Source organism: Streptomyces sp. NPDC058335, from assembly GCF_042723915.1.
Taxonomy (GTDB): Bacteria; Actinomycetota; Actinomycetes; order Streptomycetales; family Streptomycetaceae; genus Streptomyces.
Map to the genome: position 1 here is coordinate 347,517 of NZ_JBHXHX010000007.1, position 16,459 is coordinate 363,975.

13 protein-coding genes and 2 tRNA genes are annotated in these 16,459 nt (G+C 72.3%); 3 read left to right on the top strand and 12 right to left on the bottom strand.

Annotation, left to right across the window (positions count from 1 at the left end; all coding sequences use genetic code 11):
- Nucleotides 1-67: 67 nt before the first annotated feature.
- Nucleotides 68-1,540 (bottom strand): MFS transporter, encoded by a 1,473-nt coding sequence (locus ACFWJX_RS16440; protein ID WP_383242787.1) that lies wholly within the window; start codon nt 1,538-1,540, stop codon nt 68-70.
- 198 nt (nt 1,541-1,738) lie between these two features.
- On the opposite strand from ACFWJX_RS16440, the gene ACFWJX_RS16445 reads away from it, so the two are divergent.
- A tRNA-OTHER gene (locus ACFWJX_RS16445) sits at nt 1,739-1,836 on the top strand.
- Nucleotides 1,837-1,856: 20 nt separating this feature from the next.
- Nucleotides 1,857-1,931: transfer RNA gene (locus tag ACFWJX_RS16450), tRNA-Cys, on the top strand.
- Nucleotides 1,932-1,958: 27 nt separating this feature from the next.
- Here ACFWJX_RS16450 and ACFWJX_RS16455 read toward each other — a convergent pair.
- The 11 genes from ACFWJX_RS16455 to ACFWJX_RS16505 form a co-directional block, all read right to left on the bottom strand.
- Nucleotides 1,959-2,447: a hypothetical protein gene (locus ACFWJX_RS16455; RefSeq protein WP_383242790.1), complete on the bottom strand. Its 489-nt coding sequence runs from the start codon at nt 2,445-2,447 to the stop codon at nt 1,959-1,961.
- A 9-nt stretch (nt 2,448-2,456) separates the two neighbouring features.
- Entirely contained in the window at nt 2,457-3,656 is a 1,200-nt protein-coding gene (locus ACFWJX_RS16460; protein WP_383242793.1) for an SUKH-4 family immunity protein, read from the bottom strand.
- A 250-nt stretch (nt 3,657-3,906) separates the two neighbouring features.
- Entirely contained in the window at nt 3,907-6,216 is a 2,310-nt protein-coding gene (locus ACFWJX_RS16465; protein ID WP_383242796.1) for a xanthine dehydrogenase family protein molybdopterin-binding subunit, read from the bottom strand.
- Nucleotides 6,213-7,784, bottom strand: coding sequence for a 2Fe-2S iron-sulfur cluster-binding protein (locus tag ACFWJX_RS16470; RefSeq protein WP_383242799.1), 1,572 nt, complete (start codon nt 7,782-7,784; stop codon nt 6,213-6,215). The genes ACFWJX_RS16465 and ACFWJX_RS16470 overlap by 4 nt, the downstream gene beginning before the upstream one ends.
- On the bottom strand, nt 7,781-8,674 hold the full coding sequence (locus tag ACFWJX_RS16475) for an FAD binding domain-containing protein (protein ID WP_383242802.1): 894 nt from the start codon (nt 8,672-8,674) through the stop codon (nt 7,781-7,783). Before ACFWJX_RS16475 ends, ACFWJX_RS16470 begins: the two co-directional genes overlap by 4 nt.
- 253 nt (nt 8,675-8,927) lie before the next feature.
- Nucleotides 8,928-10,559, bottom strand: coding sequence for a beta-N-acetylhexosaminidase (locus ACFWJX_RS16480; RefSeq protein WP_383242805.1), 1,632 nt, complete (start codon nt 10,557-10,559; stop codon nt 8,928-8,930).
- Between the two features lies 1 nt (nt 10,560).
- Nucleotides 10,561-11,418 (bottom strand): carbohydrate ABC transporter permease, encoded by an 858-nt coding sequence (locus ACFWJX_RS16485; RefSeq protein WP_383242807.1) that lies wholly within the window; start codon nt 11,416-11,418, stop codon nt 10,561-10,563.
- A complete protein-coding gene (locus ACFWJX_RS16490; protein ID WP_383242810.1) occupies nt 11,415-12,362 on the bottom strand; it encodes a carbohydrate ABC transporter permease in 948 nt (315 codons plus the stop codon). The genes ACFWJX_RS16485 and ACFWJX_RS16490 overlap by 4 nt, the downstream gene beginning before the upstream one ends.
- 4 nt (nt 12,363-12,366) lie before the next feature.
- Nucleotides 12,367-13,659 carry an extracellular solute-binding protein gene (locus tag ACFWJX_RS16495; RefSeq protein WP_383242812.1) on the bottom strand — a complete coding sequence of 431 codons (1,293 nt, stop codon included), beginning with the start codon at nt 13,657-13,659 and terminating at the stop codon, nt 12,367-12,369.
- A gap of 234 nt (nt 13,660-13,893) precedes the next feature.
- Entirely contained in the window at nt 13,894-14,184 is a 291-nt protein-coding gene (locus ACFWJX_RS16500; protein WP_086770502.1) for a DUF3039 domain-containing protein, read from the bottom strand.
- Nucleotides 14,185-14,213: 29 nt separating this feature from the next.
- The gene (locus tag ACFWJX_RS16505) at nt 14,214-14,786 is read right to left on the bottom strand and encodes a YqgE/AlgH family protein (RefSeq protein WP_383242816.1); all 573 of its coding nucleotides are present in this window, start codon (nt 14,784-14,786) and stop codon (nt 14,214-14,216) included.
- Between the two features lie 262 nt (nt 14,787-15,048).
- Between ACFWJX_RS16505 and murA the strand changes: the two genes are divergently transcribed.
- Entirely contained in the window at nt 15,049-16,395 is a 1,347-nt protein-coding gene (murA, locus tag ACFWJX_RS16510) for a UDP-N-acetylglucosamine 1-carboxyvinyltransferase (protein WP_383242819.1), read from the top strand.
- Nucleotides 16,396-16,459 lie beyond the last annotated feature (64 nt).

Here is a 16,459-nt window from a genome sequence, read left to right on the forward strand (position 1 = left end):
GGGCCACCCTACCGGCGGTCCCCGGCCGCCACCGTGCGAACGACGCCGGGTCGCCCCCGGGTGGGACTCACGTCACAGCCGTACCGTCGCGCACGCTCTGTCGCAGCCGTGTCGTCACCCACGCCCCGACCAGGGCCACGGCCGCCATCGGCAGGAACACCGCGGCGAAGGCGGCCGGATGCGAGCCGCCGGCGGCCTCGGTGGCCGCGTGCGACACGGTTCCGCCGCCGAGCGCCGCGAAGGCGGCACCGCCCGCGGCCAGCAGCAGCACGTTGGACAGGCCGTCGGAGATCTGGAGGGCCGCCGAGTTGGAACCGGCCTCCTCGGGAGCGGACAGCTGGAGCAGGAGCACGCTGGTGGAGGAGATCACCAGGCCCATCCCGAAGCAGCCGAAAGCCCAGGCGACGGCCACCGTCCAGGCGGGCACCGCGTCGATCAGGACGCTCGGCGCGGCGGCGATGGCGGCGGACACCAGCACCATCCCACCGGTCAGCAGCCGGTCCCGGTACGGCTCCACGCGGGGCCGGGACTGCACCCAGGAGCCCAGCGCCCAGGTCACCCCGCCGGCCGCGAGGGAGAAACCGGCGAGGGTCGGGCTGAGGCCGCGCTGGGTGACCAGCATCAGCGGCACGAAGGACTCCGCGGCGATGAACGACCCCGCGGCCACCCCGCGCAGCAGTACCACCGAGGGCAGGCCGCGGGCCGCCCGCCAGGTGCCGTGCGGAAGCAGGCCGAGGACGGCCGGAACCAGCAGGGCGGCGCCCGCGGCGGCGGGCAGGAGCGACAGCGGGCGCAGGTCCTGGGCGGCGTACTGGAGCAGTGCCGCGCCGAGGGAGATGCCGAGGGCGAGACGGATGCGGCGCCGGTCGGAGGAGGCGCTCGCGGCGCCGTCGACCGGACCCGCGGCCAGCCGCCGTATCTGCGGCAGCGCGAGGGCGAGCGGGAAGAGGACCAGCGCGGGGATGCCGAGGAACACCCACCGCCAGCCGAGGTGCTCGGTCACCGCGCCGGACGCCAGCGGTCCCACGACCGACGGCACGACCCAGCTCGCCGCGAACGCCGCCATGATCGCGGGCCGCAGCCGCTCGGGATAGGCCCGTCCCACGACGACGTACAGCGCGACGATCACCAGCCCGCCGCCCAGCCCCTGCACGGCCCGCCCGAGGATGAACAGCCACATGACCCCGGCGGTCCCCGACAGCAGAAGCCCCGCGGCGAACGTGGCGATCCCGCAGGTCAGCGGCCCGAGCGGGCCCCGACGGTCGGACCACTGGCCGGCCAGCACCATGCCGAACAGGCTGGTCGTGAAGTACCCCGAGAACGCGAAGGCGTACAGGGACAGCCCGTCCAGCTCCCGCGCCGCGACCGGCATCGCCGTCCCCACGGCGGTCGCCTCGAAGGCGATCAGCAGCACGACGGACACGATCCCGATGCTCAGGGCCCGGAAGTCCCGCCCCAGCACGCCCTCCTCCGGTCGGCGCGAGCTGGACTTCCCCGGTACGTCTGCGACACCGGTGTCGCGAGGTTCATGGACGGCCATGCCCGCCAGAGTAAGGCCCACAACCGACATTGACCCCTGTCGAGAGACGGGACCGGCCATCGTCCATTGGTCCTACGCCGGCCCGTTCATGAACGGCACATGGCAGTCCCGTTGCAGCCCCCGGGGTTCCCTTGAGCCCCGCGGTTTCGGGGGCCTACGGTCATGACCAAGCGGTTCACGAAGAACCGTTTGTCGCACGGCCGTGTGCCCGAGTGGTTCAGGGGCTCGCCTGCGCTGCACTCATCAGCGAGCTCCGCTCGCGGGGAGTCACGTGGGTTCGCATCCCACCACGGCCGTGAGTGAAGAGTTGTCGCACGGCCGTGTGCCCGAGTGGTTCAGGGGCTCGCCTGCAAAGCGAGTTACGTGGGTTCGAATCCCGCCACGGCCTCCAACACCGCGTAGCGCTGGGCGCTTCCGGCTACGCCCCTCCCCCAGCCCCCTGCGGCCAGGACGTGCCCAGGTCTCGTCTCATGGCCGTCTGGGCCGATTCCGTGGCCTTCAGGTAGTCGCCCACGTGGGCTCGGAAGTCCGGGGCGTCCGTGTGCGCGCCCGTCGCGACCAGGTCGCGTAGGTCGCGGACCTTCCAGAAGGCCTGGTTGACCGGTTCCATGACGTCCCAGGGGGCGATCAGGGCGAGTTCGTAGCGGAGTGGGTAGAGGTTGCCGGCGGTGAACACCTCGTGGGCTGCCGTGCGGGCCTGCGCCGGGGGGAGCGTCTCGCGGGCGGTCTCGTGCAGGCGGGAGTAGACGTCGGACAGCGCCGCCATGAACGCCGCGTATGCCTGCCGGCGCGTGTCCTGGTTGAGCGCCTCGCGGTCGCGGCGCCAGCGGAGGCGGTCCGCGAGCAGTGTGGAGCCGATGCCGATCGCCGCGCCTGTCAAAGTGTTCACCGGGGCCAGCCAGTCCATGCGGGGACTTTACGGTGTGGAGCCGCCCCGGGCGTAGAGCCCGCCGCCCGCCTCGTCCTCGAACATGCCCGGCCAGTAGCGCCAGCCGTCGTCGGTGGGCGTTCTGGGCGTCGGGTCGCAGGCCACCGGGTCGAGGGCGGCCAGGGTGCGGGTCATGGTGTCGGCCAACCGGTCGTAGGCCTCGGTCAGTTCGTGTTCCGCGTCGAGGGTGTGCTCGCGGTGGACGAGCCAGAGGGTGAACGCCAGCGTCGAGATGTCGGCGTTCAGCGGCCGGAGTCGGGCCTCCGCCTCGCTCCACGCCAGCACCGCGCCGGTGGTGCCGTCGAGGACGAGGCTGGTGTCCTCCACGAGGTGGCCGAGGCGGATCAGGCGATCGGCGCCGTCGGGGAGTCGGGTGTCCGGCTCGTCCGCCCAGTGCTCGGCGAGCGTGGGCAGCGGGACGTCCATGTCGAGGGAGAACCAGACGCACTCCTCGGGCAGTCCCGTCTCCCGCAGGAAGCGGCGGGTCGGCTCGTGGGAGAGGGCGGCCGGGAAGTCGACCTCCTCGAAGCGGACGATCGCGCCGGTGTCGAACTCCTCGTCCAGCAGCCGGGGCGGCAGGTCCAGGGCGAGCCCGGAACGGGTGCCGGGGCCCGCGACCAGCGCGAGGGGACGGATCACCGCGGCCAGCCGCCAGAACGAGGGCACCTCGCCGTCCGCCCCCGACTCGTACAGCGCGAGCAGCTGTCCGGACGCCTCGGCCACCGCCTCCGGCCCGAAGCGTCCGGCGTAGGCCGCGAACTGGCCTCTGAGCGCGGCGAGTTCGTCGGCCGCCGTGGCGAACCGCACGAGCTTCTCCAGGGAGGGTGCGAGCGGCCGGCGGTCCATCAGGTCGGGGCGGTCGTGGAAGAAGTACGTCGTCGTGATCTCGCCGGTGGCGCCGTCGAGGAGCACCGACTCGGTCTGCGGGCCCGCCAGGCTGAGGAGTCCGCCGATGACCAGCTGGTCGCGCAGGTCGTCGGGGAGGCGGTGGCCGGAGTCGCCGGTGGAGTCGGCGACCGTGCGCAGGCCGTCCGCGCGCAGCGCCTCGAACGTCACCAGCGCGCCGACGTCGGGCAGTCCGGGGCCGCTCAGCCAGCGGCGGCTCGGCGCGTGAGTGACGTACGGATCCAGCTCGGCCTCGGAGAGGGTGATCACCGGCGTGCCGGCGGTGGTGCTGGTCGTGCTCATCGGTCCCCCGTGCGTGAAGTTCGCCGTCCCACTGCTCCGCACACTACGCGGCACCACTGACAACGGCCCTCGACAAGAAGGACGCCAGGCCACGCGCCCGCGTTCCCTTCCCACGAGTATCTCCTCGACCGTCTCCCCCACGGTCGACTCCCCGGTGTCCGGCCGGAGTCGGAGACATGACATGCGGGCGCGCGGTCCGGTGTCCACCGAGCCGGTCAGGCAGCAGCCCCCGCGCGCACCGGCGTCGTACTCACTGGCCCGTCACCACGGCCGCCTGCGGCCTTATCGGCAGCCGGTTCACCGGGCGGCCGGTCGCGGCCCGTACGGCGGAGGCGATCGCCGCCGGGGACGTCACGACCGGCACCGCACTGGCCGCCTTCGCGCCGAACGGCGCGACCACGTCCCGCTCCTCGACCAGCTTGACGATCCGGATGTCCGGCGCGTCCAGGGCCGTGGGGAGGGCGTAGCCGGTGAGGTCGGGGTGGCGGAGCAGGCCGCGCGGGGTCCGCAGGTTCTCGGTCAGGGCGATGCCGACGCCCTGGGTGACGCCCGCCTCGATCCGGGCGGCGAGCTGGGCCGGGTTGAGCACCCGGCCGACGTCCTGGGCGACCGCCAGCTCCACGACCCGTACCGAGCCCAGCTCGATGTCGACGTCCACGACCGCGCGGATCGCGCAGAACGCGAGGCCGACGAACGCGTCGCCCTGACCGGCCCCGTCCAGCGGCTCGGTGGGGTGCGGGCGGCACTGCGCGGTGGCCCACAGCTCCTTGCCGTGCAGTTCCTCGGCGACGGTCGTCGACAGGACCCCGTCGTACGAGGTGATCTTGCCGTCGGTGATCTGGAGGAGTTCGTGGGACATGCCGAACTTGTGGGCGAGGGGCTGGAGGAGCTGGGTGCGGACCATCTTGGCCGCGCGTTCCACCGCGCCGCCGGAGACCCAGGTGTGCCGGCCGCGGCAGCCGGGGCCGGCCGGGGGCTGGTCGGTGTCGACGGGCGCGACGTGCACCTCGTCGACGCCGAGGGTCTCCTGGACGATCTGCCGGGCGAGGGTGGTGAAGCCCTGGCCGCTCTCGACGGCCGCGCACAGGACGGTCGCGACGCCGTCCTGGACCTTGACGGTGGCGGTGGAGACCTCGTCGGTGCCCTCCGCGCCGAGCATGTGGACCATGCCGAGGCCGTAGCCGACGCCGCGGCGCACCGCGCCCGGTTCGCCCGCGCCCTCGGGGCCGCCGGGCAGCAGCCAGTCCTCCTCGGGGGAGTCCTTCGGCAGGGCGGGCAGCGGGTGTTCCTGGACGGCCTGGAGGAGTTCGGCGACGGGCGCCGGGCAGGTGACCGTCTGGCCGGTCGGCAGGACGTCGCCGGTGGCCATGGCGTTGCGCAGGCGCAGTTCCGCCGGGTCCACGCCGAGTTTCTTCGCCAGTTTGTCCATCTGCGCCTCGTAGGCGGCGCAGACCTGCATGGCGCCCTCGCCGCGCACGTGGCCGGAGGGCGGGTTGTTGGTGCGGACGGCCCAGCCCTCGATGAAGGCGTTGGGGACGACGTAGGGGCCGCAGGCGAAGGAGACGGCGGCGGCGAGGGCCTCGGACGAGGTGTCGGCGTAGGCGCCCGCGTCGAGGAGGATCTGCGCCTCCACCTTGACCAGCCTGCCCTCGGTGTCCGCGTGGTGGCGGTACCGCAGCAGGGTGGGGTGGCGGTGGGCGTGTCCGAGGAAGGACTCCTCGCGGGTCGCGGTGAGCTTGACCGGGCAGCCGGTCCGCAGCGCCAGCAGGCCGAGCGGGAGCTGGAAGCCCTGGTCCTCGCGGTCGGCGGTGGCGCCGGGCACACCGGTGACGACGATCTTCACCTGATCGGGTGACAGGCCGAAGCAGGCGGCGGCGGTGTCCCGGTCGCTGTGCGGGTCGGTGGAGGCCAGGTACAGCTCGACGCCGCCGTCGGGCCTGGGCACGGCGAGGCCGGCCTCGGCCCCGATCGGGGCGGGGTCGGCGCGGCCGATGCGGTACTGGCCCTCGACGACGATCTCGCCGGTCGCGGCCGGGTCGCCGTGGTGCAGCGGGATGTGCCGGATCAGGTTGCCGTCGGGGTGCAGCGGCTCGGCCTCGAAGGCCAGTTCGGGGTCGATGACCGGGTCGAGCACCTCGTACTCGACGATGACGGCCGCGGCGGCCATCCGCGCGGTGTCGGGGTGGTCGGCGGCGACGGCCGCGATGGGCTCGCCGTGATGGCGTACGACCTCGGAGGCGAACACCGGGCGGTCGGCCGGGCCGCGTCCGTGCAGCGGTCTGCCGGGCACGTCCTCGTGCGTGACGACGGCCCGTACGCCGGGCATCTCCCGCGCGTGGGTGGTGTCGATGGAGACGATGCGCGCGTGGGCGTGCGGGGAGCGCAGCACGGCCGCCCAGAGCAGGCCCTCGGCCCACAGGTCGGCCGCGTACGGGAAGGTGCCCTCGGTCTTGGCGCGGGCGTCGGCGGCCGGCAGGGAGGCGCCGAGGCCGTGCGGGATCGGCTCGGGGGCCGGGGCGGCCTCCGCGGGGCTCGTCGCGGTGGCTGCTTCGTTGGTCACGCCTGGCCTCCGTCCTGGCCGTACGCCGGGTCGTGCGGGTGGGGCTGCGCGGGGTTCTCGAACGCCGAGGCGTGGATGCCTCCGCCGCCGGGGCCCGCCTGGTGGGGAATACGTGCCTCGTCGCCGTCCGACTCAGCGTCCGCCGAGGAGTGTGCCTCGCGTTCGGCGACGACGTCCTGGACGGCCTGGAGGACGCCCCGGTAGCCGGAGCAGCGGCACAGGTTGCCGCAGAGCGCCTGGCGGGCCTCCAGCTCGGTGGGCGCGGGGTTGCCCTCCAGCAGGTCGTGCACGGTCATCGCCATGCCGGGCACGCAGAAGCCGCACTGCACCGCCCCGCACCGGGCGAGCGCCCGCTGCACGTCGGAGGGCTGCCCGTCGACGGCCAGGCCTTCGACGGTACGGATCTCACTGCCGGCGGTGGTGACGGCCGGGACCAGGCAGGAGGCGACGAGGCGCCCGTCCACCTGGACGTTGCAGGCGCCGCACTCGCCCTGGGAGCAGCCGTCCTTGGCGCCGGCGAGTCCCAGCCGTTCGCGCAGGACGTAGAGCAGCGACTCGCCGATCCAGGCGTCGGTGACGGGCCGGTCGGAGCCGTTGACGCGCAGGACGTAGGAGGCGAGGGGGTGGTCCTCGTGGTGAGGGGCCGCCTCCTGCTCGGGCCGCGCTTCCGCTTCCGGGTCGTCGTCCACGCGCGTGGACGACGCGTCGGCGTCGGCCTGCTCCGGGTGTTCCTCGGCGGCCTCTGCGGGCTCGTGAGCGGCCTCGGGGCCCCTGGGGTCCTCCGGGGCCTCAGGGGACGGCCGGTGGGCCTCCACGGGGCCGGGCCCGGCCTCGTACGGCCGTCCGGGCGGCGGCTGCTCGCCGGGGTGCTCGGGCGGGGCGGGGTGGTCGTGGGACGCGGGGCCGGTGGTGTCGTGCCGCGGGGCGTGTCCGAAGGCGGTCGCGTCCGGTCGTGCTCCGGCGTCCTCGGCGAGGGGCGCGCCGGCCCCGTCGGTCTCCGGGCCCCAGGACCGCTCGTCCGGCGCGGGCTCCGTCGCCCAGGGCGCGGACGCGCCGCCCGGCAGGGTGGCCGGGGGCGTGCCGCCGCCCCACTGCTCGACCAGTGCCGAGGTGGTGAACTCGCCCGACTCGTCGGGCAGATCGCCGCCCGCGACGGGGATCGACCACTGGCCGGTCACGTCGTGGCCGGGCGCGGGCTCGGCGGGCGCGTTGCTGTCGTCGAAGGTCCACTGACCGGTGGCGCCCGGGTTGTACGTGAACCGGTCGCCGCCGGCCGTCCCGCTGGCCGGCGCGGGCCAGTCGGTGCCGGCCGCGGGGGCCGCCCAGCCGCCGTCGCCGGCCGCCGCGGGGTCGGTCCCGTCGTGCGTCGCCTCGATCTGCGGGGGCACGTAGCCGTGGCCGGGCGCCGCGAGCGGGCTGCCGTCGCCGCGGGCGGCCAGGAGAGCCTCGATGCCGCCCTCGGGGAGCTTCACGAAGGCGGTGGCGCCGTCGTCGTAGTCACCCTGGGGCAGCGGGTCCCAGCGGCCGCCGCCCGGTGGCGTGCCCTGTCCGTGCTGGTCGTCGGTCATGACAGTGCCCTCCCCAGTGCTCGTCGGGCCAGCGCGGCGACGGTGCGCCGCAGGTGCAGTACGGCGGGCGGTAGCGGTTGCACGGAGCCGTCCTCGGCCGGGACGGCGTCCGGGATGCAGGCGGCGGCCACGTACTCGCCGAAGGCGGTCAGCGCCTCGGGGACGAGGGCGCGGTTGTTGTCCCAGTCGATGAGCCGGGCGACCCACTGCTCGGCCTCCAGGGGCCGCAGCGGCATCGGCGCTATGGCGCCGACGGCGCACCGGACTCCGCGCCGGGCGGGGTCGAGGACGAGGGCGACGGAGGCGACGGCCCGCCCGGGGCCGGTGCGGCCGGTCGCCTTCAGGAAGACCTGGGGGGCGTGCAGCAGGGGCACGCGCACGAACCCGATGAGTTCGCCGCCGCGCAGCATGTCCATGCCGGCGAGCAGGTGCGACACCGGGATCTCCCGGCGGACGCCGCCCGGCCCGGCGATGATCAGGGTCGCCTCCAGCGCGGCCAGCACGGGCAGCGCGTCGCCCGTGGGGGCGGCGGAGGCGATGTTGCCGCCCAGCGTGCCCGCGTTGCGGATGTGCGGCGGGCCCGCGGCGCGCGCGGCGGCGGCGAGCGCCGGGATGAGGGCGGCGAAGTCGGGGCGGCCCATGCGGGCGTGGGTGAGTCCGGCGCCGAGCAGGGCGTGCCCGTCCTGGTACTGCCAGCCGCGGATCTCGCTGATGCGGCCCAGGCCGACCAGTGCCGCGGGCCTGAGCTGGCCCGAGTTGACGGCGGCCATGAGGTCGGTGCCGCCCGCCACGGGCACGGCGGCCGGCGTGACGGCGAGTGCCGCCACGGCTTCGTCCAGCGTCGCGGGCAGCGTGACGGCCTGCCCCGCCTGCGGTGCGTGCGTGGTCAAAACCGGCTGCCCCTTCCCGCTGCCCCACCTGGTCCCACCTGTGCTGCCGTACGGTACGTGCTGACAGGGCGGACGTGGCAACTCTGGCACATCTTCGCAAGGCCCGAACGCGGGGGTCCGCTAGGAGGCATTCGCCCACCCCATCAGGGAGATGGTCCGTTTTCGCACGGCATCACCGGTGTGCGCGAATTGCCACTCTTCGGTGATCCTGCCGGGTTTTTCCGTGACCAGGGTCTGTGCCCCGTGGTGCGGGTCAGCGATTGGGCGGCGCCCCCTCGACCGGCCGGCCCAGCACGCCCGGCCGCTTCTGCCAGGGCTTCGGGCCGCCCGGCGGCCGGTAGGCGACGCCCAGGGCGTCGAGCCGCTCGTAGTGGGCCTCCATCCGCCGCTCGAAGCCGGCGAAGTCCCGCCGCTCCGGGGCCGGCAGCCGGCTCCAGGCGACCTCGGCGAAGGCCGCGAGCCGGGGAAACACCTGGTAGTCCACGCGCGCGGCGTCCTCCATCACCTCGGTCCACGCATTGGCCTGCGTGCCCAGCACGTGTGCCGCCTCCTCGGGCGTCAACTCGGGCGGCACGGGCTCGAACCGGTAGACGTCCTCCAGAGTGCGCACGTAGCCGATCGGCACGGGCTCGTCGGCGCCGCCGTCCTGCCGGTGGTCCAGGTACACCTGCTGCTCGGGGCACATGACGACGTCGTGTCCCGCGCGCGCGGCGGCGATCCCGCCCGCGTAACCGCGCCAGGACGACACGGCGGCGCCCTCGGCGAGGCCGCCCTCCAGGATCTCGTCCCAGCCGATGAGCCGCCGCCCGCGCGCGGCGAGCCAGGTGTCGAAGTGCCCGATGAACCAGGCCTGGAGTCCGTCCTCGTCGGCGAGACCGAGTTCCTCGATGCGGGCCTGCGCGGTGGGTGAGCCGCGCCACTGCTCCTTGGGGCATTCGTCGCCGCCGACGTGAATGAACTCCGACGGGAAGAGTGCGAGGACTTCCTCGAAGACCTCCTCGTAGAAGCGCAGGGTGTTGTCGGTGGGGGCGAGTACGTTCGGGTTGATCCCCCAGGTGTCCCAGACGGAGAGGGCGGAGGTGTCGACGACATCGGTGTTGCCGAGTTCCGGATACGCGGCGATGGCCGCCTGCGAGTGACCGGGTACGTCGATTTCCGGGACCACGGTGATATGCCGCTCGGCGGCGTAGGCGACGATCTCGCGGATGTCGTCCTGGGTGTAGAAACCACCGTGCGGCCTGTCGTCCCACAGTGGCGAGGCACGGTGGCCGAATTTCGTGCGGGAGCGCCAGGAGCCGATCTCGGTCAGCCGGGGGTGCCGCTCGATCTCGATGCGCCAGCCCTGGTCGTCGGTCAGATGGAAGTGGAGGACGTTGAGTTTGTGCGCGGCCATCAGATCCAGGTAGCGCAGGACGCCTTCCTTGGGCATGAAGTGCCGGGCCACGTCGAGGAGTAGACCGCGCCAGCGGAGACGCGGGCCGTCCTCGATGATCTGGTGCGGGATGCCGTAGCGCGTTCCGGGCCGCACCGGGGCGCGTCGGAAGGCCTCCGGGCCGAGGAGCTGACGCAGGGTCTGCGCGCCCCAGAAGACGCCGGCCGGGTCACCGCCGCGGATCTCGACGCCCCGGTCGGCGATGACGCTCAGCCGGTACGCCTCCGGCTCCAGCGTGTCGTCGACGAGCAGCCGTACGCCGTTCCGGGCCTCCTCGGGGCCGGGCCGCAGCGGCAGGCCGTGAGCGGCGCCGAGCGTGGCCCGCAGCCAGCGTTCGGTGGTCTCCGTGCCGGGCGCGGCCCACAGCGTGGTGGAGTCGTCCAGCGGCACCCCGCACCGCATGGGGCCCTCGACGGCTCGCGGCGCCGGAATGATGTCGTTTCCAGAAGTCACGTCAGTCCTTCACCGCTCCGCCGAGGCCGGAGACGAGTCGTCGCTGTACGAGTACGAAGAAGACCAGCACCGGAATCGTCATCACCGTCGAACCGGCCATCACCCCGCCCCAGTCGGGGTCGTCGGGCTTGTAGAACACCAGCAGAGCCATCGGCAGCGTCGACTGCGAAGTGTCGCTGATGATGAACGACTTGGCGAAGAGGAAGTCGTTCCAGGCGGAGATGAAGGAAAACACGCTCGTGGCGACCAGGCCGGGCAGCACGAGCGGGAAAAGGATCTGCCACATGAATCGCGTACGGCTCGCCCCGTCGAGGTACGCGGCCTCCTCCAGGGCCTCCGGGACGCCTTTCACGAAGCCCCTCAGCATCCAGATCGCGAACGGCAGTGAGAAGGCGATGTGGGGCAGGATCAGGGCGCCCAGGGTGTTCAGCTGACCGGCGTCCCGCATCACGAAGAACAAGGGGATGGTGAGCGCTTCCACGGGCACCATCTGGGCCACCAGGAACATGATCAGCAGGGTGGTCCGGTAGCGGAACCGGAATCGGGTGACGGCGGTCGCGGCGAGAAACGCGATGACCGCCGAGACGATCACCACCGTGACCGCGACGACAAGACTGTTGAGGAAGTAACGGCCGAATTCCTGCTGCCCGAAGACGCGCCGGAAGGAATCCAGGGACGGGGACAGGGTCCAGGGCCGGGGCTCGCTCGACTCGATCTCACCGGCCGGTTTGAAGGCGCCGAGCACCATCCAGTACAGCGGGAAGGCGACGACGGCCGCGACCAGCAGGGCGCAGGCGTCGGCGGCGGTCCGCCACGGATGCCGCACGAGTCCTCCCGCGAGAGGCCGTGGAAGATTCATATTTCCTCCCCCTGCCGGCGCAGCAGCCGCAGGTACCCGAGCGTGACGGTGAGCAGGATCAGCAGCATCACGACGCCGATCGCCGCGCCGAGCCCGTACTGCGAGGACGCGAACGCCTCCTGGTAGGCGTAGACGTTGAGGACGAGGTTCTGGCCCGCGATGCCGCCGCCGTTGGTCATGACGTAGATCTGCGTGAAGACCTTGAAGTCCCAGATCACCGACTGGATGGTGACGACCACCAGGATCGGCCGGAGCATCGGCGCGAGGACCGAACGCCAGATGCGCCACTGGGAGGCGCCGTCCAGGGCGGCGGCCTCCAGCACCTCGGACGGTACGGCGCGGATGCCCGCGTACACCGTCACCATCACGAACGGGAAGGAGCACCAGACCACTTCGAGCAGGACCAGGAAGAAGGCGCTGTAGCGGCCGTACGTCCAGGAGTGGTCGCCGAGGCCGAGGACGCGGTTGACCGGGCCGAAGTCGGGATCGAACAGGAACAGCCACACGGTCGAGCCGGTGACCGCGGGGGTGGCCCAGGCGCCGAGCGCGGCGAGCATCAGCGCAAGCCGCGGTACGGCACGCACGCGGGTGAGGAGCACGGCGAGGGCGCAGCCGACGGCGAGCGTGGACAGCACGCAGGCCGCCGCGAAGACGACCGTGGCCAGCAGCACCTGCCAGAACCGGTCGTCGGCGAAGACGTCGGCGTAGTTGCCGAATCCCCGGAAGACGGTCGGTTCACCGCCGCTGACCTGTGCCTGCGTATAGCGGAAGAGGGAGATCAGGCCGAGCTGGTAGATCGGGTAGCCGAGCAGAGCGGCGAGGACGACGAGAGCGGGGGCGAGGTAGAGCCAGGGTGTCCAGGCACCGCGGGTCCGCCTCCGGGGGGCCGGGGCCGTGGAGAGCGCGGGGCGCTTCTCCACGGCCACCGTGTCGTGCGCGACCATCGGCTCAGCCCACGCTGCCGAACGCGACGTCCATCTTCTCGGCGGCCTCCCCGGAGGCCGCCGCCACGTCCTTCCGGCCGCTGACGATCTCCTGGAACATGGTCGGCAGGACCAGTTGGGAGTCGATCTGCGACCAGGCGGGCGAGGCCGGGACGAACCTGGTGCCCGCCGCCAGGGTCTCCACGAACGGCTTCACGTACGGCTGCCGTGCCGCCGCCGCTTCACGGACGTCCGTGAAGGTCGGCAGGAAGCCCATCGCGTCGAACAGCCGCGCCTGGGTCCGCTTGGAGGCGAGTGCCTCCATCAGCTGCACGGCGAGGGTGCGGTGGGAGGTGCTCTTGAGCACGCCGATGTTGTTGCCGCCCGCGAAGGCCGGCGCGACCGAGCCGGCCGGGACGCCGGGCAGCGGGACGACGGCGTACCTGCCCTTCACCTTGCCGGCCTCGACGGCGGTGTGGCTGAAGTCGCCGCCGATCGCCATACCCGCCTTGCCCGCCGCGAAGGCGGTGATCGTGTCGTTGCCGCCCATGCCCGCGCACTTGGCGGCGGGACAGTTGTCGTCGCCGAACAGCGAGGTGTAGGCCTTGATCCCCTTCTGGGCGGCGGCGCTGTCGATGGCGGAGGCGTACGAGCCGTCCTTGCCGGTGGCGAGTTCGCCGCCGTTGGCCCAGACGAAGGGCAGCGCGCCGTAGGTGTAGGCGCCGCCGACGACGAGGCCGTACAGCTCGGGCTTCGCGGCGCGGATCTCGCGGGCGGTGGAGGCGAGTTCGGCCATGCTCTTCGGGACGGCGAGGCCGAGTTCCTCGAAGACGTCCGTGCGGTAGTAGAGGGCGCGGACGCCGACGTAGAGGGGGGCGCCGTAGATCCTGCCGTCGACGGTGACGGAACCGCGGGCGGTGGGGTCGGTGTTCTTGGTCTCGGCCCAGGAGGTGAACTCCTCGGTGACGTCGAGGAGTCCGCCGTCCTTCACGTAGCCGGCGGTGTCGGTGTTGCCGTACTCCATGACGTCGGGCGCGGACGTCGGGTCGTTGAGGGCGGCCTTGACGCGCTGGGCGCGGGTGTCGACCGGGATGTACTCGACCTGGACGTCCGTGCCGTCGTGGGCCTTCTCGAAGTCGGCGACGACGGAGTCGACGACCTTCTGCTTGGGATCGTTGCCGACTTCCTGGAAGAGCCACACGCGCAGCGTGCCGCTCTTGTCGTCCTCGGCGGAGGAGGAGTTGGCGGAGGTCTGTGGGGCGCAGGCGGCGGTGACCAGGACGGTCAGCAGCGCGGCGATGCGGACGGACGGCTTCATGGAGCGTTCCTCCGAGAGCGTTGCAACATGCGCAATGACGGTTTCGCTGTGCACAACACTCGGGAGGCTAGGGACTGCGTGAACGCCACCACAAGAGGTCTCAACCACTCTGTGACCAGGCGACGCACCCCGTGCAACGCGGCCCCGGCCGCAAAACGACACGGAGGCCCTCAAGGTGCGCAGAAGCACACCTTGAGGACCTCCGAGAAAATCAGACGGCCACCGGGCTACCGGCTACTTGTCGCCCTTGCCCTTGCCCTTGCCGTCGTCGCCACCGGAACCCATGGACTCGTAGATCTCCTTGCACATGGGACACACCGGGTACTTCTTCGGATCGCGGCCGGGCACCCACACCTTGCCGCAGAGCGCCACGACGGGAGTCCCGTCGAGCGCGCTCGCCATGATCTTGTCCTTCTGGACGTAGTGCGCGAAGCGCTCGTGGTCACCGTCGCCGTGCGACACCTGCGGCGTCGGCTCTACGAGGGTCCCCGTTCCGGTGCCGCGCTCGGGCTCAAGAGTGCTCATACCGCCAAGGGTACTGAAGGTCACACCCGTCAGTTGAGCGAAGGGTCGTCCGGGTACGTCGCCACCATCGCCAGCTCGTTGCGCTGACGGCGCAGGACCTCGCGCCAGAGGGTCTCCGGGGACGGCGAGGACACGTCACCGGGCTCGGACTCCACCACGTACCAGGCGCCCTCCACCAGCTCGTCCTCCAACTGGCCGGGACCCCAGCCGGCGTACCCGGCGAAGATCCGCAGCGAGCCGAGGGCCGAGGCGAGCAGCTCCGGCGGGGCCTCCAGATCGACGAGGCCGATCGCGCCGTGCACCCGCCGCCAGCCGAGCGGCGTGCCGTCGACGGCGGTGCCGCCGGGGATCACGGCGACGCCCAGCGCCGAGTCGAGGGAGACCGGGCCGCCCTGGAAGACGACACCCGGCTCACCGGCGAGGTCCGCCCAGTCCTCGAGGATGTCCACGACGCCCACCGGCGTCGGGCGGTTGAGGACGACACCGAGCGAGCCCTCCTCGTCGTGGTCGAGAAGGAGCACCACCGCACGGTCGAAGTTCGGGTCCGCCAGGGCGGGGGTTGCCACGAGCAGCCGCCCTGTGAGCGAGGACACCTCGGTCATGCCAGACATGATCCCCCATCTTCCCCACACGTGGGGAGGCAACCGGCGTACAGGAGTGAGCGCTGGCCGGGCGCACGGAGGCGGTCCGGGCGCACGGGTACCCCGGCCGGGCCGACGGTGACGCCGTGTGTCCGGTACGGAACGGTTCGTGTTGTGACAGAGCCATGACGTCCCTGCGTCGTCCTCGGGCTTACGGGACGGGGGCCCACGGCGATTACTCTGTCCTCTCCGGCCCTGCCCCACTCCACGGAACGCGAGATACATGACCGTCAACGGCTCAGACGACGTCCTGCTTGTCCACGGCGGAACCCCGCTTCAGGGCGAGATCCGTGTCCGCGGTGCGAAGAACCTCGTACCCAAGGCCATGGTCGCCGCCCTGCTGGGCAGTGAGCCGAGCCGACTGCGCAACGTTCCGGACATCCGTGACGTGCGGGTCGTACGCGGCCTCCTGCAACTGCACGGGGTGACGGTCCGTCCGGGCGAGGAGCCGGGTGAGCTGGTGCTCGACCCGACCTATGTCGAGAGCGCCAACGTCGCCGACATCGACGCGCACGCGGGGTCGAGCCGGATCCCGATCCTGTTCTGCGGCCCGCTGCTGCACCGCCTCGGTCACGCCTTCATCCCGGGCCTGGGCGGCTGCGACATCGGCGGCCGGCCCATCGACTTCCACTTCGACGTGCTGCGGCAGTTCGGCGCGAAGATCGAGAAGCGGGCGGACGGCCAGTACCTGGAGGCCCCGCAGCGGCTGCGCGGCACGAAGATCGTGCTGCCGTACCCGTCCGTCGGCGCGACCGAGCAGGTGCTGCTGACGGCCGTCCTCGCCGAGGGCGTCACGGAACTCGCGAACGCGGCCGTGGAGCCGGAGATCGAGGACCTGATCTGCGTCCTGCAGAAAATGGGCGCCATCATCGCGATGGACACCGACCGCACGATCCGCATCACCGGTGTGGACAAGCTCGGCGGCTACAACCACGCCGCCCTGTCGGACCGCCTGGAGGCCGCCTCCTGGGCGTCCGCGGCGCTGGCGACCGAGGGAGACATCTACGTCCGCGGCGCCCAGCAGCGCTCGATGATGACGTTCCTGAACACCTACCGCAAGGTGGGCGGCGCCTTCCAGATCGACGACGAGGGCATCCGCTTCTGGCACCCCGGCGGCCAGTTGAAGTCGATCGCCCTGGAGACGGACGTCCACCCGGGCTTCCAGACGGACTGGCAGCAACCGCTGGTCGTCGCCCTCACCCAGGCCACCGGCCTGTCCATCGTCCACGAGACGGTCTACGAGTCGCGGCTGGGCTTCACCTCCGCGCTCAACCAGATGGGCGCCCACATCCAGCTGTACCGCGAGTGCCTGGGCGGTTCCGACTGCCGCTTCGGCCAGCGCAACTTCCTGCACTCGGCGGTCGTGTCGGGCCCGACCAAGCTCCAGGGCGCCGACCTGGTCATCCCCGACCTGCGCGGCGGCTTCTCGTACCTGATCGCCGCCCTCGCGGCCCAGGGCACGTCCCGGGTCCACGGCATCGACCTGATCAACCGCGGCTACGAGAACTTCATGGACAAGCTGATGGAGCTGGGCGCGAAGGTGGAACTGCCGGGCAAGGCACTCGGATAGCCCACATCCCGCGTACGACGATGGGGCGGCCACCCGAGTCCGGGTGGCCGCCCCATTGACGTTA